This is a genomic window from Elusimicrobiota bacterium (genome assembly GCA_016788905.1).
Classification (GTDB): domain Bacteria; phylum Elusimicrobiota; class Elusimicrobia; order FEN-1173; family FEN-1173; genus JADKHR01.
On record JAEURZ010000019.1, the window covers coordinates 35,467 to 55,702 of the forward strand.

The 20,236-nt window shown below is 56.8% G+C and carries 20 protein-coding genes; all 20 read right to left on the reverse strand.

The annotated features are described in order from the left end of the window. Nucleotide 1 precedes the first annotated feature (1 nt). Entirely contained in the window at nt 2–1,021 is a 1,020-nt protein-coding gene (aroF, locus tag JNK54_08615) for a 3-deoxy-7-phosphoheptulonate synthase (GenBank protein MBL8024324.1), read from the reverse strand. Then, nucleotides 1,018–2,142 carry a histidinol-phosphate transaminase gene (locus JNK54_08620; GenBank protein MBL8024325.1) on the reverse strand — a complete coding sequence of 375 codons (1,125 nt, stop codon included), beginning with the start codon at nt 2,140–2,142 and terminating at the stop codon, nt 1,018–1,020. Before JNK54_08620 ends, aroF begins: the two co-directional genes overlap by 4 nt. Beyond that, nucleotides 2,142–3,221 carry a prephenate dehydratase gene (pheA, locus tag JNK54_08625; GenBank protein MBL8024326.1) on the reverse strand — a complete coding sequence of 360 codons (1,080 nt, stop codon included), beginning with the start codon at nt 3,219–3,221 and terminating at the stop codon, nt 2,142–2,144. The genes JNK54_08620 and pheA overlap by 1 nt, the downstream gene beginning before the upstream one ends. Further along, nucleotides 3,218–3,955 (reverse strand): laccase domain-containing protein, encoded by a 738-nt coding sequence (locus JNK54_08630; GenBank protein MBL8024327.1) that lies wholly within the window; start codon nt 3,953–3,955, stop codon nt 3,218–3,220. Before JNK54_08630 ends, pheA begins: the two co-directional genes overlap by 4 nt. Next, entirely contained in the window at nt 3,952–5,061 is a 1,110-nt protein-coding gene (locus JNK54_08635) for a type IV pilus twitching motility protein PilT (protein MBL8024328.1), read from the reverse strand. The genes JNK54_08630 and JNK54_08635 overlap by 4 nt, the downstream gene beginning before the upstream one ends. A 10-nt stretch (nt 5,062–5,071) precedes the next feature. Continuing rightward, nucleotides 5,072–6,214 (reverse strand): cell division protein FtsZ, encoded by a 1,143-nt coding sequence (ftsZ, locus tag JNK54_08640; GenBank protein ID MBL8024329.1) that lies wholly within the window; start codon nt 6,212–6,214, stop codon nt 5,072–5,074. Next, nucleotides 6,214–7,455, reverse strand: coding sequence for a cell division protein FtsA (gene ftsA, locus JNK54_08645; GenBank protein MBL8024330.1), 1,242 nt, complete (start codon nt 7,453–7,455; stop codon nt 6,214–6,216). Before ftsA ends, ftsZ begins: the two co-directional genes overlap by 1 nt. After that, nucleotides 7,448–8,176, reverse strand: a complete 729-nt coding sequence (locus JNK54_08650; GenBank protein MBL8024331.1) for an FtsQ-type POTRA domain-containing protein — start codon at nt 8,174–8,176, stop codon at nt 7,448–7,450. Before JNK54_08650 ends, ftsA begins: the two co-directional genes overlap by 8 nt. A gap of 83 nt (nt 8,177–8,259) precedes the next feature. Next, nucleotides 8,260–9,192, reverse strand: a complete 933-nt coding sequence (locus JNK54_08655; protein MBL8024332.1) for a D-alanine--D-alanine ligase — start codon at nt 9,190–9,192, stop codon at nt 8,260–8,262. Next, nucleotides 9,182–10,090 carry a UDP-N-acetylmuramate dehydrogenase gene (murB, locus tag JNK54_08660; protein ID MBL8024333.1) on the reverse strand — a complete coding sequence of 303 codons (909 nt, stop codon included), beginning with the start codon at nt 10,088–10,090 and terminating at the stop codon, nt 9,182–9,184. Before murB ends, JNK54_08655 begins: the two co-directional genes overlap by 11 nt. Then, complete coding sequence (locus JNK54_08665) at nt 10,087–11,466, reverse strand: UDP-N-acetylmuramate--L-alanine ligase (protein MBL8024334.1); 1,380 nt, start codon at nt 11,464–11,466, stop codon at nt 10,087–10,089. Before JNK54_08665 ends, murB begins: the two co-directional genes overlap by 4 nt. Before the next feature lie 265 nt (nt 11,467–11,731). Next, nucleotides 11,732–12,973 carry a class I SAM-dependent rRNA methyltransferase gene (locus JNK54_08670; protein MBL8024335.1) on the reverse strand — a complete coding sequence of 414 codons (1,242 nt, stop codon included), beginning with the start codon at nt 12,971–12,973 and terminating at the stop codon, nt 11,732–11,734. Further along, entirely contained in the window at nt 12,970–13,746 is a 777-nt protein-coding gene (locus JNK54_08675; GenBank protein MBL8024336.1) for a 7-carboxy-7-deazaguanine synthase QueE, read from the reverse strand. The genes JNK54_08670 and JNK54_08675 overlap by 4 nt, the downstream gene beginning before the upstream one ends. Nucleotides 13,747–13,769: 23 nt before the next feature. Beyond that, complete coding sequence (gene queC / locus JNK54_08680) at nt 13,770–14,465, reverse strand: 7-cyano-7-deazaguanine synthase QueC (GenBank protein MBL8024337.1); 696 nt, start codon at nt 14,463–14,465, stop codon at nt 13,770–13,772. Further along, entirely contained in the window at nt 14,462–15,277 is an 816-nt protein-coding gene (locus JNK54_08685) for a glutamate racemase (protein ID MBL8024338.1), read from the reverse strand. Before JNK54_08685 ends, queC begins: the two co-directional genes overlap by 4 nt. Nucleotides 15,278–15,384: 107 nt before the next feature. Beyond that, nucleotides 15,385–16,395: a zinc-binding alcohol dehydrogenase family protein gene (locus JNK54_08690; protein MBL8024339.1), complete on the reverse strand. Its 1,011-nt coding sequence runs from the start codon at nt 16,393–16,395 to the stop codon at nt 15,385–15,387. 29 nt (nt 16,396–16,424) lie between these two features. Next, nucleotides 16,425–16,715, reverse strand: a complete 291-nt coding sequence (locus tag JNK54_08695) for an antibiotic biosynthesis monooxygenase (GenBank protein ID MBL8024340.1) — start codon at nt 16,713–16,715, stop codon at nt 16,425–16,427. 74 nt (nt 16,716–16,789) lie between these two features. Next, nucleotides 16,790–17,803 (reverse strand): transposase, encoded by a 1,014-nt coding sequence (locus JNK54_08700; GenBank protein MBL8024341.1) that lies wholly within the window; start codon nt 17,801–17,803, stop codon nt 16,790–16,792. 161 nt (nt 17,804–17,964) lie between these two features. Continuing rightward, on the reverse strand, nt 17,965–18,570 hold the full coding sequence (locus JNK54_08705) for a hypothetical protein (protein MBL8024342.1): 606 nt from the start codon (nt 18,568–18,570) through the stop codon (nt 17,965–17,967). 1,350 nt (nt 18,571–19,920) lie between these two features. After that, nucleotides 19,921–20,236, reverse strand: a 316-nt coding sequence (locus JNK54_08710; GenBank protein MBL8024343.1) for a hypothetical protein, incomplete at its 5' end; no start/stop codon positions are given.

The window sequence follows — 20,236 nt, forward strand, 5'->3', positions numbered from 1 at the left end:
TCTACAGGGATCGTCCGACCGCTTCCGCCACGCGCCGCAACCCTTTCATGACCTCATGAAGTTCCGTTGGGAGGAGAGCCTGATGCCCATCCGAAAGGGCCGTGGCAGGGTTCGGGTGACACTCAATAATGATGCCGTCTGCGCCGGCCGCGATGGCGGCATTGGCCATGGGCACAATGTATTCCCGCACACCCACGCCGTGGGACGGGTCGACCAACACGGGCAAGTGGGAAAGCTTCTTTAAAACCGGCACCGCGTTAAGATCCAGCGTAAAACGGGTCGCGGTTTCAAAAGTCCGAATCCCCCGTTCACACAACATCACATTTTCGTTTCCCCGGGCCACAATGTACTCCGCCGCCATGAGCCATTCCTCAATGGTCATGGCCATACCCCGCTTGAGCATGGCGGGCTTCCGGGTTCGGCCCACTTCCCGGAGAAGGTCATAGTTTTGCGCGTTGCGGGCACCAATCTGAAGAATATCCGCGTAGCGTTCCACCAAATCCACCTGACGGGGATCCATGACCTCTGTAATAACCGGCATCCCCGTAAGTCGGCGGGCTTCCGCCATATATTTCAGGGCTTCCTCGCCTAACCCTTGGAAGGAATAGGGGGAAGTCCGCGGCTTAAACGCGCCGCCACGAAGAACCTGCACCCCCGCTTTTTTAATTTCTTTGGCCGTGATCATTAAGTTCTCTTTCGTGTCCACCGAACAGGGCCCCGCCATGACCACAATGTCCTCTCCCCCGATCTTCACCCCATTGACGTCGATGACCGTGTTGGTTTTCTTAAACACGCGACTGACGACCTTGTAGGGTTTCGAAATCGGCGTGACCATCTCCACCTGGGGCATGGATTGAAAAACGTCTTTGTAGGCGATGGCCTTATTGCCCTCGCCAATCACACCGATCACCACCCGCTCCGCCCCCTGGGACAATTGAGGAACAAACCCAAGTTTTTTGATCCGGGCAACCACAGCTTGAACATCAGACTTTTTGGCGCCGCTTTTTAGCGTAACGATCATAGGAGGCTCCTTGTTTCACGGAAAGCCGCGAGAAACAATCGATTCTCGTCGGGCCGACCGATGGTGACACGAATGTGTTCAGGAAAACCGTATTCGTCCATAACGCGAACGATCACGCCTTTACGGAGCAAGGCTTCAAAAACCTCGTCGCCCCGGTGCGGCGAAACCTGAATGAGCAGGAAATTCCCCGCCGATCGGACCACCGGGATTTCCATTTTTTTAAATTCCCGCTCCATTTTCTCTTTCTCTTTCGCCACAAGGGCCACGCTTCGTTTCAGATGAGCCTTATCGGTCAACGCGGCCACCCCGGCGGCCTGGGCCGGAAGAGAAACGTTAAAAGGAGGGCGCACCCTCTCCAACGTGTCAATCACCGATTCCGGTCCCACAGCGTACCCCAACCGAAGACCAGCCAACCCATAGGCTTTCGAGAAGGTGCGAAGCACCACTAGGTTCCGACCGGTTTTAAAGAAATCGAGGGCGTTCGGGTAATCGCGCCGGGCACGGGCAAACTCAAAATAAGCTTCATCCACCACCGCCACCACCCGGGCCGGAAGGGTGATCAAAAACTCTTCCAGTTCGGTTTTGGTGTTGTAGGTCCCCGTGGGGTTGTTGGGATTGGCAATGAAAACAAATTTCGTGCGGGGCGTCACCGCGGCGGCCATGGCCTCCAAATCGTGGGTCATCACATTCATGGGAACCGTGACCACGGTGGCGCCCATCAAATCTCCCGCCATTTTGTAACGGAGAAACGCGTGCTCACTCACCACAATTTCATCGGAAGGACCCAAATACGCTTTGGCGATAATTTCAATCAGCTCGTCCGAACCCGCTCCCACACACACCTGACTCACTTTCACACCCAGATGAATCGCCAACGCGTGACGGAGAGACGCGCTGAACCCGTCCGGGTACCGATTCAATTTGGGGGGAACCGGGCGAAGAGCGGCCAACGCTTTCGGGGAAGGACCAATGGCGTTTTCATTCGACGCCAGTTTGATCACCCGCTTTAGTTTGTACATCCGCTTAACGTTTTCCATGTCCCGCCCAGGGACGTAGGGCTCAAAGTCGGCCACTTCCCGGCGGGGTTGCACCAACGGATCCAAATCGCCCGCGGCGGCCATTAGTCCGCCCTCGGGTAACAACCGAGCATCTTCACCATAAGGGCCGTACGTTTCAATTCAAGGAACACCTTTTGCACGTGAGGTTCCATAATGTGTCCCAAAAAATCAATAAAAAAAACATACTGCCACGCGCGCCGTTTCGTGGGGCGGGATTCGATCTTGGTCAGGTTCAAACGGGCCTCTTTGAAAAGACCAAGCAGCTCGTGCAGAGCACCCACCTTGTCCCGGAGGGAAACCATGAGAGACGTTTTGTCCCGCCCAGACCCGGACGGAGCCGAAATTTTATTTCCAATTACCAGAAACCGAGTTCGATTCTCTTTGACGTCCTGAATAGAGGGAGCCAAAACTTTCAGGTGGTAAAGTTTCGCCGCCAGGGGGCTGGCAATAGCGGCCACCCCCGGGGATAATGCCGCTTGAGTGGCCGCGTCCGCAGTCGAGGCGGCCACCGTCACCGGGATACCCGCCTTATGGCTTTCCAGCCATTTCCGACATTGCGCCAGCGCCTGGGGGTGCGAGGCGATGCTTTTAATCTTGACGTTCCCGGCCGCCGCCATCAAACTATGGGCAATGGGATCTTCCCGCTCCGCGCAAATCACGAGATCCGATTCCATAAACATGTCGAGGGTGTGATTCACCACCCCTTCCGTAGAGTTTTCGATGGGAACGACGCCGTAATCCGCCCGTCCGTTCTCCACCGCCGCAAAGACATCCCCGATCGACTTCTCAGGGACGAACTCCGCCCGACGGAAATGCTGAACCGCTGCCTGATGGGTGTAGGTGGCCTCCGGCCCGAAATACGCCACCGTGAGTTTTTTTTGAAGAAGGCGAAAATTCGCGATGACCGTGTTGAAAATATCCTCCACGGCCTCCCGAGGAAGCGGTCCCGTGTTGGCCGCGGCCAATCGTTCCAAAATTTGTCGTTCCCGGCCAGCGGCCACCACGTCAGCGCCGCGTTCCGCCTTCACCCGTCCAATTTTGCGAACGATTTCGGCCCGTTCGTTCAGAACGTCAAGAATTTGGTCATCAAGCCGATCAACGTTCTCCCGCAATCGATCCAATTGTTTGTCTGGTTTCGTCATTCCGTCAGTTCATCCTTCGCGCGTAAAAGCGCCACTTGTCTCCGGTCTGTTTGTTCCCGCCGGTAAGAAAAAAAATGAGGGTCGCAAACGGTGCACCAGGGCGCCGTCGTGACTCGGGAGGTAAGCCCTCCCGCCCGAACCACCTGAGCCCGAATCATCCCCGCCAAATTCAACATGGGCCGACCGCGAAAGGTCCCCTTGCCCGGAACCACCGCCCCCGGGATTCCCTTAAACAACCCTGCCACGTCAGACCCCACAGCGCAACAACAGGATTGAATATGGGGCCCCATCGTCACATAAAGATCTTTTGGGCGCGCCCGACAGCGACGCGCAATCCCCGCCATGGCCACACCCACAATTCCGTTCTGAACGCCCCGCCACCCCGCGTGCACCAACCCGAAAACTTTTCGTATGGGGTCCACCAAAAAAACCGGCACACAATCGGCCGTAAACACCCGAAGCGCAAACCCCGTTCTTCCCGTCAGAAGGCCATCCGTTGCGGCCCAGTCCACCGCCCGAGGTCCCGTCACAAATCTCACCCGCCGGCCATGCACCTGCTGCCCTCCCACCCATCCGGGAGACTCAAAACCCAGCGTTCGCACCCGCCGTTCAAAATTGAGGGGGTCTTTCATGTCCCCCAAAGAACGGGTCGAAACCGCCGCAAACACGCCCAACGTTTTTTCCCACCCCCGAGGGACAACCCATCCCTCCCGCCGCAACCAGGCGGATCTCACCCCTGGGTAAAATCGTGCCCCGTGGCGCCCGCCTCAATCCCACGGATAGCCAACATCAATTCTTCTGGATTGGAAGCCGTGGCCATGGCGTCTTCCAGTTTCACTTTCCCGTCATTGTAGAGCCCCATCAACGCTTGGTTAAACGTTTGCATCCCATAAAATTGGCCGTTACGTAACGCGTGGTAAATATCCGAAAAACTATTTTCTTCAATGGCCTTAACGATCAACGGGGTGACGACCATCATCTCCAAAGCGGCCACACGGCCGCTCCCATGAGCCACGGGAAGAAGACGCTGACTGATCGCGCCTTTCAACGTTTCCGCTAACTGCAGTCGCACCTGAACCTGTTGGTACGGCGGGTAAAGGTCAATGATCCGACTGAGAATTTGGATGGTGTTGGTGGTGTGAATGGTGGAGAGAACCAAATGGCCCGTTTGGGCCGCGGTGATGGCGGCCGAAACCGTTTCCAAATCCCGCATTTCTCCCACCAAAATAACGTCGGGGTCCTCACGCATGGCCGAGCGGAGGGCTTCCGCGTAACTCAGCGTATCCAAACCCAACTCCCGCTGATTCACGATGGACTTTTTATTTTTGTGGACAAACTCAATGGGATCTTCAATGGTCAAGATATGGGCCTTCCGCGTGGAATTGATGTGGTCCACCATCGCGGCCAGGGTGGTGGATTTTCCAGACCCGGTGGTCCCACTAATCAAAATAAGTCCCCGCTGGTTTTCAGCCATGGCCTGAACCACGGTCGGCAATCCCAAGCTCTTAAAGGTGGGAATGACCGACGGAATGACACGTAACGCCAGATTCACCAACCCCCGCTGCGTGTAAATGTTCGCTCGAAACCGCGCCCCGTTCGCCACCGAGAACGCCAGGTCCGCCTCGTTTTTTTGTTCAAAACGCACCCGAAGTTTTTCCCCCATGATCAGATAGGCCAACGCCCGCGTGTCTTCCGGGGACAGCACCTGGTCAAAATGGGCGGGCTCCAACTCCCCGTGCAGGCGAAGCATCGGGGAAAATCCGGGCCCAATGTGAATGTCCGAGGCCACCCGATCCGTCACCTCTTTCAAAAGGGACTGTAAAATTTGGCGCGCTTCCATAGAGTCTCCCTTACCCGAGCTTCCGCGCCTTGCGGCGGAGGTAAGCGGGTCGTCGAAGGTCGTCCTCTCCCAAAGGAAGTTCCACCGGCGGCCGGTGCGAGGGCGAGCGAACAGCGGGCGCCGCATCCCCTTCCCGCAACAACCGGCGGGGCGTGCCACCCAAACGAACCGATTCCCGACGTGCGGGGGGGAACCCCGTGGCGATCACGGTCACCATAAACCGTTCTTCCAACCCGTCGTCGAACACCTGCCCGTAAAACACGTGGGCGTCCGAACTGGCGGCGTTCTTGATAAAATCCATAGCGGTCTTCACTTCAAACAAGGTAATGGATTTGTTCCCGCTGATGTTCACCAAAAGCCCCTTGGCCCCGTCGATGGTGACGTTTTCCAGCAGGGGAGATTGAATCGCGGTTTTGGCCGCTTCCAAAGCCCGCCCAGACCCCCGAGCTTCCCCCATCCCCATCAACGCTTCCCCCGCTCCGGCCATGATGCTTCGGACGTCGGCGAAGTCAACATTGATCAAACCGTGGCGAGTGATCACATCGGTAATGGCCTGAACGGCCTGGCGCAACACATTGTCGGCCACACGGAACGCCTCAATGGAAGTGGTGTTTTGATCAATGATCTCAAAAAGACGGTCGTTGGGAATGGCCAAAAGAGTGTCCACATGGGCCCGCAGTTCCTCGATACCTTGATCCGCCTGATTTTTCCGAACCATCCCTTCAAAATCAAAAGGCCGCGTCACCACCCCAACCACGAGGGGCGCGGGGGTCAAACTTTTGGCGATCTGAGCCACCACAGGGGCCGAACCCGTCCCAGTTCCACCGCCCATCCCCGCGGTCACGAACACCATGTCCGCCCCGGTCATAATTTCCGCCAATCGGTCGCGACTCTCCTCCGTGGCCTGACGGCCCAAAACGGGATTTCCACCCACGCCCAACCCTTTCGTGATGCGTTCGCCCAACTGAAGGCGAACCGGGGCCTTGTTGCGCCGAAGCGCCTGGGAATCCGTGTTGGCGGCGATGAACTCCACATGAGAGAGCCCCGCCTCGATCATGCGATTTATGGCGTTCCCGCCCGCCCCCCCTAAACCAATAATTTTTATGGACGCGGGTTGTTCGTTAAAATCTTCGCTAAACTTAATTTGGACCATTAAAAGAAATCCTCCACCAACGATTTCAGACGGTGCCCCAACCCCACCCGACGGGACGCGCGACGACTGCGCGCCCAATCCCCCAAGTGCCGATACGTGATCAACCCCAACGCCGTGGCGTAACCGGGGTTCGACACCACGTCCGGCGCGCCACCCATGTTCTGCGGAAGCCCCATCCGGACCGGCAGATCCAAAATTTGTTCCGCGGCCTGGGCAATCCCTTTCAGCTGCGCGCCCCCGCCGGTCAGAATCACCCCACCCCCCGCCACATGATCGGCGTAGTTGGACCGTTGCAACTCCTCAGAAATCAACGTAAAGATTTCTTCCACCCGCGGAGCGATGTAATCAAAAATCGCCGCGCGCTTAATCCGCCGGGGCGTCCGACCGTCAACGCTGGTGTATTCGATCTCCTCTTCCAAATTTCCTTCCGCCAACGGCCGGCTGGCCGCGCCGTGAAGCTCTTTCACTTTCTGAGCCTGCAGATACGACGTGCGAAGCGCGTGAGACAAATCGTGACTGATGGCGTCAGACCCCACCGCCAATTCTTTGGTGAACCGCACGCTTCCGTCAGCGTACACGGCAAGGCCCGTCGTCTGGCCACCCAAATCCACCAGAAGACAACCCAACCCTTTCTCCTCCTGTGTCACCACCGTGTCGCCCACAGCCAGCAACCCGTAAATGGGCTCCTCCACTTCAAACCCAGCCCGGGCGATGGCTTTCCAAACATTGTTCAAATGGCTTTGGCTGGCCGTCACAATGTGGACGTCAACCTCCAACAACATGGCCTCCATGCCAACGGGGTTCGGCACGCCGCTTTGACGGTCCAAAATAAAATCCTGAGGGATCACGTGCACGATTTCTCGGTCCGGCGAAATGGGGACCGCTTTCGTGCTTTCCACCACCTGATCCCGATCCGCCGCGGTGATTTCCTTGTCCGTTCGGGCGATGTTCATGGCCCCGTGATGGATGAACGTCTGCAAATGACTGCCCCGCACCCCGATCAAAACGTTTTTAGAATGGCCCACCTGGCCCGCCATTTCTTCCGCGGCTTCGACGGCACGAGTGATGGCGCGCGCCGTTTCGTCGATATTGATCACCACACCGCCCTTCAACCCGGCGCAAGGGTAACGAGCGGCGCCGATCACTTCTGCCGTCTCCGCGTCCGGATCCCGTCGAGCGATCACCGCCACCACCTGGGCACTTCCGATATCCAATCCTGTCAAGAATTCTGGTTTAGCCATGACGCTCCTTCTTCTGAACAACGGTCCCGCGCGGCTGAATCACCACACGGTGGTCGTCCACAAAACGCGCGTTATCAATTCCACCGATTGCTTCGGGTTCCAACAGCACCCGCCCAAACCGTCGGGCCTTCTGGGCGACGAGGTGAGGGTCGGTCCGAATTTTTCCCCAATGAAGTGGAACATCCCCCGCCAAATAGAGCACCCCATCCCCGTCGGACGATATTTTAAGTTTGTAGAGGCCATCCGTCCAGGACTCTTTCGCCGCCCGAAGCGCCGCCAGAAAGGGCAAAGCGGTGGCGGTGGTCCCTTCCTCCTTGGGCAAACTCAAGATAGGCAGGTGAGCCCCCGCCCCTTCCAGAGGAAAAAGAACCCCACCCGAATCCACACCGTTCCAGCGGTCCGGGCCCACCGATATTTTGGCAACAGGTGTCCGAAGCTCAAGCTGAATCCGCACGCTCCGGTCCCAAGCGCGCCTCACGCGAACGCTCCTAAGTTGGGGATACCGTTCCCGAATCCGCTGCTCGATCTGGTCCACTGAAAAAGAAAACAACGGCTGACCCTTCTTGACTGGCGGCGCTTCCGCCCAACCCGACAAAAGAGGCCCTTGCACCTCGACCCCGGTCACCGTGAGGAGCACTGCTTTTTCCCAAACCCCATAGGCGCCCCACGCCAACCCCATCGCCGACCCCACAAACACCAACCGTTTGAACCACAAAGCCATTGTTTCCCCAAAAAATCGCCAACGGTATGCGACCCGTGTCCGACGCATCACCACCTTGTGTTTCTTTTTTCGGCGCGGCGGCATTACGAATCGCGAAGGGCAAGGGTGAGGAGCGTGCCCACCAGCGAATCAAAAGAAACCCCCGCGGCTCGGGCCGCGTCGGGCAAGAGGGAGGTGTCCGTCATCCCCGGCAACGTGTTGACCTCCAAAAGGGTGGGACGCCCGTTTTTTCCCACCAACAAATCAACCCGACCCATATGGCGGCACCCCAATAGGTGAAAAGCCGCCACCGCCATTTCCTGGGCGTTCCGCCGGGTCGCTTCCGATACACGGGCGGGAATCAAATGCCGAGACCCGCCCGGCGCGTACTTCGAATGAAAATCGTAAAAGGAATGGCTGGGCACAATCTCGACCACCGGCAAAACGCGGTCCCCCAACAATCCCACAGTAATCTCTGGTCCAGAAACATACTCTTCCACCAACGCTTCGTCTTCCAACCGCCACGAGGCCGCAAGCCCAGCCCGAACCCCCGCCCGAGTCCGCGCGACAGTGACCCCCACCGCCGACCCTTGGCCCGCGGGCTTGATCACGAGGGGAAGCGAAAGACCCGCCGCGGCCAGGGAAGCTTCCTCCCCCTTACGAAACACTGTCCAACGGGGTGTGGCCAACCCGGCACTTTCAAAAAGTCGTTTCGCCGTGGGTTTGTGCATGGCAAGGGCGCTGGCGCGAACGCCACTCCCAGTGTAAGGAATTCCCATAACATCCAGAAGACCCTGAAGCCGCCCGTCCTCTCCGGTGGTCCCGTGTGTGGTAAGAAAAACCAAATTTATTTTTTGGCGACGAAGAGTCTCGGCCACCCGGGGGCTCAAATCAATGGCCCCATGGGGAAGACCCAATCGCCGGAGAGCGCCCCGCACGGCGGCCGAGCTTCGGATGGAAATTTCTCGCTCCGAAGAAGCCCCGCCAAAGAGAACGGCGATCCGCCGACGCTTTAATAGAGACAGATCAAGTTTCATGTGGGTCTCCCACCGTCCAGACTTCAAGTTGCAGTTCAATCCCAAACCGTTGCCGCACCGCGCCGCGAAGCGCGTCAATAATGGCGTAAACATCCGCGGCCGTTGCCCGGTCCACGTTCTCAATAAAATTGGCGTGTTTGAGAGACACCTGGGCCCCCCCGACGCGAAACCCTTTCAGCCCAACCTCTTCGATCAGCCGGGCGGCGTGGTCCCCAGGCGGGTTTTTGAAAACCGAACCGCAGTTTTTGGTCCCTAAAGGTTGCCGTTCGGCGCGGCGTTTCAACTGCCGATCCATCGCGGTCAGAATATCATTTTTGGTCCCCGCTCTCAATTGAAGCTCGACGGAAAGAAGGATCAATCCGGAGAGGCTGGACTCCCGATATGAAAAGCGAATTTCGTCCCGGGTTAAACGGCGTGGGCGCCCCTCCGCGTCCAAAAATTCCGCTTCCCGAACCAATTGCCCGATATCCCCTTCCGGTGTCCCCGCGTTGGTTCGCAAAGCCCCCCCCACGGTTCCGGGAATGCCGCAAAAAGGCTCGGCACCCGTCAGTTCCCTCTCCGCCGCGGCGCGAGCCAATTGGGGCAAAAGGACTCCGGCCCCCGCCACCACACGGTCCCCCGCGAAACGCAACGTTTCAAATTCACCCCGCAGTCGTAAAGTCACCCCGCGCAGACCCCTATCGCTCACCAACAGGTTCGATCCCTGCCCCAAAATCGTGAGGGGGAGCCCCCTGGCCTTCGTCCAAGCGAAAAGGGTTTCCACTTCGTTGCGTGATTTAGCTTCCACGTAAAAATCCGCAGGTCCTCCGATTCCCCAGGAGGTATGGCGTGAAAGCGGTTCATCCGTTTTGAGGGAAGGGAAAAGAAATCGGAGTTCTTCAGCCAGGGGAACGGTCATGGGGCAGACGCAGGAGCGAGGGCGGCCAGTAACTGTTCGCCCCACCGCCACACGTCACCGGCCCCCAAGGTGAGAACAACGTCACCTTTTTTGACCAACCCGCGAAGTGTTGCGGGCCCTGTTTCGGCGGTTAAGCGAGTCACGGAAACGCCTTGGGCCCGAACCCGTTCCGCCAACCAGTCGCTCGTCACCCCGGGAAGAGGGGCCTCGCTGGCCGCGTAAATGTCCAGGAGCCCCACCACGTCCGCTTGGGAAAAACTTGCCGCGAATTCGTCCGCTAAGTTTCGGGTGCGTGAATACCGATGGGGTTGAAACACGACAACCGCTCGCCGTTGGGGAAACCGCTCTTTCAACGCCTGAAGAGTGGCCTTAATTTCTGTGGGATGGTGACCGTAATCGTCCATGACGGCGACGCCGCCCCGCTCTCCCTTCCATTCCAACCGACGGCCCACCCCTTGAAACGACGCCAAGGCTTCCGCAATTTTGAGGAAGGGAACATCCAACTCCAACCCGGCCGCCACCGCGGCCAAAGAATTGATCACGTTGTGCCGTCCGGGAACATTCCAGTGAATGTCCCCCAGAAGTGTCCCGAACCGGTACACCGAAAACGTCGTTCCCTCCGGCCCAGGACAGATGTCCCGCGCCTGGATGTCCGCGTCTGGGGAAATCCCGTAGGTGAGGAGAGGGCGTCGAATCTTGTCCCCAATTTTCCGAGATCCCAGATCATCCACGCCCAAGATCACCCGCCCGTAGAAAGGGACCTTGTTGGCAAATCGTTCAAATCCCGACACTAAATTTGAGAGGGTTCCCCAATAGTCCAAGTGGTCATCATCGATGTTGGTCACAACCGCCAGGGTGGGCGCAAGTTTTAAAAACGATCCATCGGATTCGTCCGCTTCGGCCACCAGATACTCTCCCCGGCCCACCCGGGCTCCCGTCCCCAAATTGTGCATCCGCCCCCCAACGATCACCGTGGGGTCCAAACCGCCCGCCTGAAGAACGAGTGAAATTAACGACGTCGTCGTGGTCTTGCCGTGGGTGCCACCGACAGCAATGGTGTATTTCAGCCGGGCCAATTCGGCCAACATTTCAATCCGAGGGATAACAGGAATTTTTTGCCCATGGGCTTCGATCACTTCAGGGTTGTCCGGCTGAACCGCCGTGGAGGTCACCACCACGTGAGCGCCGCCCACGTGGTCCGCGCGATGCCCCAGAAAGATCTTCGCCCCCATTCCCGCCAACCGGCGCGTCACGTCGGATTCTTTCGCGTCCGACCCCGACACCGAATAGCCCAAGGTGAGAAGAACTTCAGCGATCCCGCTCATGCCGGACCCACCTATTCCCACAAAATGAATATTTTTTATTTTCTTAAACATAGGTTTTATTTTGCCAGATTTTGACCGGCCCCAGAAGACCATTCACATCGCTGAAAACGAACATTTGACGACCGGAAGAATCGATTCTCTTTATCCCTCTGAAAGAGCCTCCCTCTCCCGCGAGCGGGAGAGGGTTGGGGAGAGGGAATGATTCGCTCCTCATTCGACACTCCCCCTTCCTTGTCGATAACAAAGTCTGTTCAACAGAGATTTTAGGGCAGAACACATGTTAGTGATTGCTGTCGTAGGAATGGATCAAATACAATCAAACAACGTGCAGAATCGCGAACTTGAGGTAATCGGTTTCGGGCATGGAAGGACGAACCGGATGATCCGGTCCGGGCCCCCCCTGGTAAACCATTTTCACTTTCCGGTTGGACTCGTGAGCCGCGCGGGCGATAATCTGACGAAAATCGTCTCGACTCACATGTTGAGAACAACTGGCGGTGGCCATAAATCCACCCCCGGTCACACGCTTCAACCCCAAGGTATTCAAACGCACATAAGCCTTGATGGCTTCAGGCAAATTCTTTTTGGTCGACGCGAACCGCGGGGGATCCAACACAACGATATCGTAGGTCTCTTTGGATTGCGTCAAGTGGTCAAAGGCGTCCGCCTTTTCCCAGGAACAGAGCGACGCCCACCCGTTCTTCTCGGCACTGCGCTGGGCCAACTCCAACGAGGGAGCAGACGCGTCGATCCCCAGCACGTGCTTGGCGCCGGCCTTGGCGCACCAAAGGCCAAACCCGCCGGTGTGGCAAAACACATCCAGAACGGTACGTCCGGCGGCCAACGCCGCCAGGGCGGATCGATTGGAACGTTGGTCAAAGAAAAACCCGGTCTTCTGCCCTTGCAACGGATTCGCCGCCAGGGTCATCCCCTCGGTCTCAAACCAGTGAGGCGTTTCCAGAGATCCTTCGATCACGCGAACCTCTTCCGGCACATGTTCCAACCGTCGGGCCGCCGCGTCGTTGCGAAGAACGATCGCCTTCCAAGGTCCAAAGGTTTTCACGGCTTCCACAATCAAGGGAAGAAGTCGATCCATCCCTGCGGCAAAAGATTCAATCACGCAAACGTCGCCGTAACGATCGATGACCAGCCCCGGCAAATCATCCGATTCCCCATGCACCCAGCGGTATGCGTTGTCGTTAAAATAGCGTTTCCGTAAATTCAGCGCGTGCTGAAGACGGCCGGTAAAAAACGGAGCGTCGATGGACGTTTCCCGCCGATCGAGAAGCCGCCCCGCAATCAACGACTGTTTGTTGTAAAAGCCAATCCCCAACCGCTCGTCCCGAGACGTGAGAAATTCCACCGCGGCCCCCGGCTCCACGCCTTCCGCCGCCCGCTCAATTTCGTTAGAGAAAACCCACAAATGTCCGCGGCGAACACGACGGTCTTCTTGGGGTTTCAGCCGCACAAACGGAAGCCCGATCCCTTCGGAAGCCGAGGGCAAGGGACGATCCACAGTTTTTTCGTGTGGGGCCGAGGCCACGCGTCGGTGGTTCAAGGTAAGCCCCAAATGGGATGCATCTGCGGAACCAGTTTAACCACGGGAATCCGTTGCCGAGCCCAATCCCAAAACCCCACCAACCGGGCCGGTGGCGGAGGAAGAATCTGAACAGGCGCCACAGATTCGGCGTCCAGCAGGCGACCTTCCAGGTCCCCGATGAGCGTGACGGGTTGAAGAACCAAAGGAGGCACCGGCGTTAACCGCGACAATAGATTTACAGCCATTTCCAGTTCATCCTCCGTGGTTTGGGCGGTCAAAACAATTTTAACGAACACCCGATCGCCCGCCAAGCGGAGAAATTCTTCGTGTTCCGCCCACAAAGCACGACCGATCGCCGAAGGAAGTTTAATGTCCGCGGCCACCACATCACAGAGCGGAGCCAGGGACCGGAACAGGTGGGGGTGCGTGGCGCTCGTTTCTAAATAAGTTCGCAATCCCATCGATCGGATCGCGGGTAAAAGGGCGGAGAGAAATTCCGATTGCATCAGGGGTTCTCCCCCCGTGACACTCACCGCGGAATGATCTCGGACAGCTTGCAAAGCTTTCACTTTTTCCAAAACGTCCGGAAGCGACAGGGTGGGGTGCCCTTCCGACCCCAAACTGTTCGGCGTATCGCAGTAGCGACAGCGCCAAGGGCACCCAGCAAGACGGACGAAGACCTGCCGCTGACCCACGTGCAACCCTTCGCCTTGGAGGGTGGAAAAAATTTCAGCCACACGCCCCAGGGGGGGTGCGGGGAATTCGGTCAGGGGAGGGGATTCGTCTGTCATAGGAAAGGGTGCGTTTGGCTTCGCTAGGATAGCACATTCCGTCGGGACGCGGGGTCCGGAATACCCGCCAGACGGAACCCCTCCGCCCGCAACCGGCAAGAGTCACAGAGACCACACGGCCGAACCCTTCCCTGATAGCAGGACCAGGTGAGGTGAGTGGCGACGTGAAGCTTCACACCCTTCCGAATAATGTCGGCTTTGGAGAGCTGTAAAAGCGGGGCCCACAGGCGGAGCGGCCGTTTCTTTTCCGCACCCAGACGGGTCCCCTGTCGGCCCGCGGTCTGCATGGCCCGAAGATAGAGGGGCCGGCAGTCCGGGTATCCCGAGTAATCCAACGCGTTGGCGCCAATCACAATGTTCTCGGCATCAATCGTATCGGCCCAAGAGAGGGCGAAAGAAATAAAAATAGTGTTCCGCGCGGGCACATAGGTATTGGGCAATCGGCCATGACCAATGGACGCCAGGGAGTGGGAGGGCACCGACACTTTTTTATCAATAAGGCTGGACCCACCCCAAGGCAATCGAAAGCGAACCTCCCGCACGGGGCACCCCGCCTGATTGGCGATGGCCCGGGCCGCCCGGAGTTCCCGTTGATGCCGTTGACCGTAATTGAATAGGAGACAGCGGCAGTCCCACTTTTTAACTTTTTGAGCCCAGCCCAAGGCGGTCGCGGAATCCAGCCCTCCGGAAAGGAGGACAATGGCCTTCGCCCGCGTCATCGGTCAATGCCGCCCAGTTGAATGCGACGAACCGTCGGAAGGGCTTCCCCCATAAACCGCGACCCCAGCCGTTCAAATTTGAGCGGGTCGTCGGAAGAGAAATAGGAAAGAACACCCTTCTTTCGCCCGTGCAAAAGAAGCCCGTCCTGCTCCAACCGCGAGCGAACGGCCTTCGCCGTTTCTTCGGCCGAATCAATGAGTTCCACACGCCCCACCACGCGGCGCAGAACGGATTTCAAGAGCGGGTAGTGCGTGCACCCCAAAACCAGGGCATCGATCTTATGTTTCAAAAAGGGTTTCAGGTAAAGTGAAGCCACACGCTGGGTGACCTCATGGTTCAACCACCCTTCTTCGACGAGGGGAACAAAGAGAGGGCACGAACGACCAAACACCCGGACCGTTTTGTCCAAACGTTTAATCGCCTCATCGTAAGCCTGACTCCGGATGGTTGCCTCTGTCCCAATAACCCCGACCCGCCCGGTCCGGGTCGAAGCCAAAGCCGCCCGTGCCCCAGGCTCGATCACCCCCAGAACCGGCACCGACATAAACGCCCGCAATTCCGACAACGCCAACGCGCTCGCCGTGTTGCAAGCCGTAACCATCATCTTCACACCTTTGCGACGAAAGAAAAGCGCAATCTCCAGCGAAAACCGCCGCACCGCCTCAGGCGACTTGCTCCCATAAGGCACCCGAGCCGTATCCCCCACATAAATAAAACTCTCCGAAGGAAGAAGCCGAGCCAACGCCCGCAACACCGTCAACCCCCCCACCCCCGAATCAAACACCCCAATCGGATGACCACTTTTTTTCATTTTCCCCTCACGAAGGGGGACGCATTTAGTTAATTAGGTATTGGCCGAGACCGAATTCCTTTTCTCCTAAACAGAACAGCTTTTCACGTCCCCTATTGGTCTATAGTTTAGAACGATTGAACGACGATCTTTCCTTTTGCCCGTCCCGTTTCAACAAGCGCGTGGGCCGCTCGAATGTTTTCGGCGTTGATCGGGGTTAAAACTTTACTAAGTGTGGTGCGTATTCGCCCAGCGTCGATTTCTTCGGCCACATAGTTCAGCAATTTATGCTGTTCGATCATATCCGGTGTTTTAAACATGGCTCGTGCAAACATAAATTCCCAATGGAGACTGGCGGCTTTTATTTTCATTCCTTCCATGGGCATCGGAAGGCTGGTGTCATCAATTGTGACAATTCCCCCCTGGGGCCGGATCAGTTCAACCGCTGCCTCCCAATGGAGCATGTCCTTGAAAATCGCAATGTGATCCACGTGTTTAAACCCAAGGGCACGAACTTGGGGAACCATGGGTTCCCGGTGATTGACCACGTGATCCGCCCCAAGCTCCTTGACCCAATTTGTCGTCTCTGGGCGCGAAGCCGTGGCAATAACCACAAGCCCGGCCGCCTTGGCGAGCTGAATTCCGATCGATCCCACGCCCCCTCCCGCGCCAATAATGAGAATGGACTGTCCTTTGTCGCCCCCGTCACGATCAATGCCCAAACGATCAAAAAACGATTCGTAAGCAGTGATCGTGGTGAGTGGCAGGGCCGCGGCCTCTGCAAAACCAAGACTCTTCGGTTTGAACCCTACAATACGTTCGTCCACCAACTGAAATTCCGCGTTGGATCCGGGTCGTGTGATATCCCCCGCGTAATACACTTCATCCCCCGGTTTAAAAAGCGTGACCTCCGGGCCAATGGCCTCCACCACCCCACTGGCGTCCCAACCCAGAATACGGGGCGGGTCTTCAACCTGTGCTTTTGGCTTGCGAACTTTAGTGTCAACCGGATTAACAGACACCGCCTTAACGGAAACCAAAAGATCGCGCCCCCCTACCGTGGGCATGGGCCGTTCCACGTCAATAAACGCCTTCGGATCATCAACGGGAAGATAATGTGTAAGCGCAACAGCTTTCATAGGGGAAACCTCCAGGTCTCTGGGGTTGGTCAAAGGTTCCGGGTCATCTCATCGAGTCTGAATTCCTCTACAACACTCTCGGTGGCCTGCCGGTATGCGACCAGATGCGGAGCCTTCATATGCGCCTGCCACAATTCGCGCGATTCCCATATTTCATAAAACATAAAATGGGCTGGATCATTGTTGTTCCGGTGTAAATCATACTGAATGCACCCTTTTTCAGCACGTGTAATCGGAACCAGCTTCTCAAGCTCAGCCTTGACCAGCTGAATCCGGTCGGGTTTCGCCCGAATGTTAGCTCCAATAATCAGTTTGGTCATGACATCTTCTCCTTGACAAAAAATTGATCTAAATTCGATTCCGTTCACCGCAAAGACAAGAGGGACGCATTTTGTTAATTAGGTATTAGCCAAGGGCGAATGTCTTTTCCCCTAAATAGGTCCGCCCCCTTTCGCCTGGCGTCACTTGCAGACGGGTCCGACATCCTTGTTAATAGGGCCATTTCACGATTGGTCCGACCAAGATATTCTACCCCAATATGGATCAATCGCGCCTTTGCCCGAGATATGGCCCTCGTCCGCCCTCGACCATACAGATCCGTTTCTTCCACCCCTTCCTCGGTTGCTATCTTCTTTGCAACATCAGTAATCCCCACCCCTTTCCTTTTAAGTTCATACTCCAACTCAGTTTTCTTTTCCGACAGCCTTAAAACGTCGTTGACAAAATCTCCCGACCCCAAAATCCGGGAATCGTAGGCTTCCCGGGCACCGCTCTGCCTATTTGACAGAACCGCTCGAATTCCCCCTTGACTCCGAATCAGACCACCCCCCATCAAATCGGGGCGGGCCCCTTGGTTTTCCCCTTCCATCATGAATCGGATGTAACCTTTGATCCCCGACGAGGAATCCTTAGAGAATAGCGACAAGACCTCTTCCCTATTTTGCCAAGAGCATGGCTTCTTGCCCAACAACACAGAATGACCCGTGTAAGGGAACACTGATAGTTCCTGCATGTTTTTGACTATTTTCGCCCGATAGGGGTTTAAATGAATGTACCGAACAAGCTCAAGGAGATACGAATTTTCCTCACAGACTACCGATTTATATCGATTTTGAAAAAAATGTCCGGCCCGCTTATGTCTGTGATTAAACGAGACGGCGTAACCCGTCATCAGCCGCTTCATAAATGGGAAGATCCCCTGCGCCCCCGAGCGAATCAAGAGATGAAAGTGGTTTGGCATGAGAGCCCATGCGAAGATCTGACAGGGGTATAGCGAATGGTTGATTTCGATGCGGGACAAAAAATCCACGTAATCGGTCAATGAGTAAAAAATCGACCGCCGTTCGATACCCCGAGCGATCACGTGGTGAAGGAGTCCGGGGGAATCAAGGCGTGCTTGGCGCGGCATGAAATGAAAGATACCAAGCAACCCCTGCGAAGTCAATAACCTAATTAACTAAGTACGTCCCCTTTGTCCTTTGTCACTTAGACAAGAGACAAGGGAATGTTCCCAGCGGAAATCCCTAGTTAATCCTATTGATCACAAAAGAGCTCCTAATCCCGTACCCCTCAGCTCGCGTATTTAATGAACCCCGTGTAGGTTCTGGTATCACCAAAAACCTTACCGTTCGTTATCTGCCCCCAGTTGTAATGGACAACATAGGCAATGCCGGTGCTCCAATAAGTGTAGGTTGATTCTTGGTAGGATACATAGCCATCCCCATTGGAACCGATGGAGGTCAACTCTGTTTCGTATTTTAATTTTCCGGTGTCATAATTGGAAAACGTCAGACAGGTCCCATTGTAATGGTTACTAAAGCGAAGCCGCCCACCCGTCGATCGGCTCTGGAAAGAGGTTGTATATTGTACTCCGTTAAACGTATAGGTGCGCGTGCTACCGTAAACGCTGGGCGGGACATCCACCCATTGAAAGGTCGCGGTGCGCGTCCCCGTACTGCAATCAACCATTGCCGTCGCCTTGGCGGCTAAATCCTGACTAATAAGAGCGCCCACTGATTCCGCCACGCCTTTGGTAACAGCTTCCTCTACACTCGTCGGGGCCACAGCCGCCTCGGATCCCGCCCTGCCTTCCGTCAACCGGCTTCCCATATTCCGGTTGCACCCCATCAACCCCACCCCCAGGAACACAACACTCGCATACACCCATAATTTCATTTTGAACCCTCCTAGTTATCCCCAAACCAACGGGGAATTATAACGATTATTTTACTCAGGACCATTTAATTAAAAAATTTCCCATGCCCGAAGGGGGTCCAAGGGACAAGAAATCAAGTAGCCCAAGGGAAATTTCACCCCCCAGAATCTCAAAGATCCAGCGTTAGAGGGACGCATTTAGTTAATTAGGTATTAGCCAAGGGCGAATTCCCTTTTCTTTAAAAAGCTCCCCGGGCAATTAGGAAACGTTGAATATTATATATATTCATGAGTGTTCTCCAGAACAACACAACTTAAACAACATCTCGTCTCAAAATCACTCGAAAATATCTGAAAAATATTCGGCATATCAGAAGCCGCCCAAACTTATCGTGACCATCACCTACCCAAACATCGCACATAAATTTTGGGACAACTATTTGTTGACAGGGCAATATTATCTGCGGCCATCCAAGTTTTCGATTTGAACCGTCGGTGTGATTGCGACCGCGATTGCGGGCCCGCTGGCCTTGGGGCGGCCATGCCGCGTGGCCACACCAAGGCTCGGTGGTGGAGCGGCGAAGGAAGCCGCGACCTTCCCAACGGGTAGGACCCGGATTAAGGGGCCTTGTCTGCCGATTCAGCCGCCACATCCGTCGGCCGCCAGGCCCACCGCATGGGTTCGCGTTTTTTTCATCTTCCGCCTCTTCTTTGAATTTGTGACCGCTATACCCGGGCCGCCCATCGTGACGTATCGCCACCCCACCATCAGCAATGACATCACGAACGCATAACGTCCGCGTCCCGGGATCGATTCGCCTGGTGATCCGAAAAACCAAAACCCGGTGAACATCAAAACCAACAGCACCGGAAAAACCCACTGCGCTTGGTTCGGTTCCGGAAAAAGAAAACCCGGCGGGTCGCTCCGGCGGAAACGCCGGAAGGTCGCTCGCCGCGCGTCGGCACGAAACCCCCGCGCCGCCGCCCGGCTCGCTTGGCGTGTTGGAAAAAGAACCCCAGCGGATCGCTCCGGTTGGTTCGGTGGTTTCCGGGCTAGCGCCCTCCAACCATTTCCTCGGCTCCCCCGCCTCGGTCAAAAACCCCCGCCCTGGAGACGTCCGCCGGTCCGCCACGACACCCACGCGGCGGCCCAGCTCCACAGTCGGGGAAAACCTGGTTGCCGCTGACGCCCTGTCGCCCCGCCACCGCCAGGCCGTTCGGCCTGTCGGTTGTCCCACCCCCCGGCCCCTCTCTCCCTTTTGGGATCCAGCCCTCGCGCGCAAAGCAAAGGCAAGAGGTGGTAAAAGCGGGGCCGGGCGGTGGGCCAGGGCTTCGCCCTGGCGGGGCTTTAATTAAGTGCCCCCAGGGACACTAATAGTCGGCCGAGCTTGCGAGGCAAGCACATATACCCAGGGGGGGTATATGTCGGGCTTCCGCCCGTCGGCCTCCCACCGACAAAAGCCGCGGTGGCAACCCCGGGCCAGTTTCGGCCCAACAACGCCACCGCCCCGCCTGTTGAACGGTCGTCCCATCCGTCGTCATGGGTTCAAAGATGCCGTGCAAGGCGGTGGCCTCCGCAAGCGCCGCCCCATTGCGCCGCCGGGCACGCCACACTTCGGCCCGCCCGGCACCGCTGGCGGCGCTCCAGGCAAACCGCCCCCCCTCCCCCCACGGCCAGCCACAAACC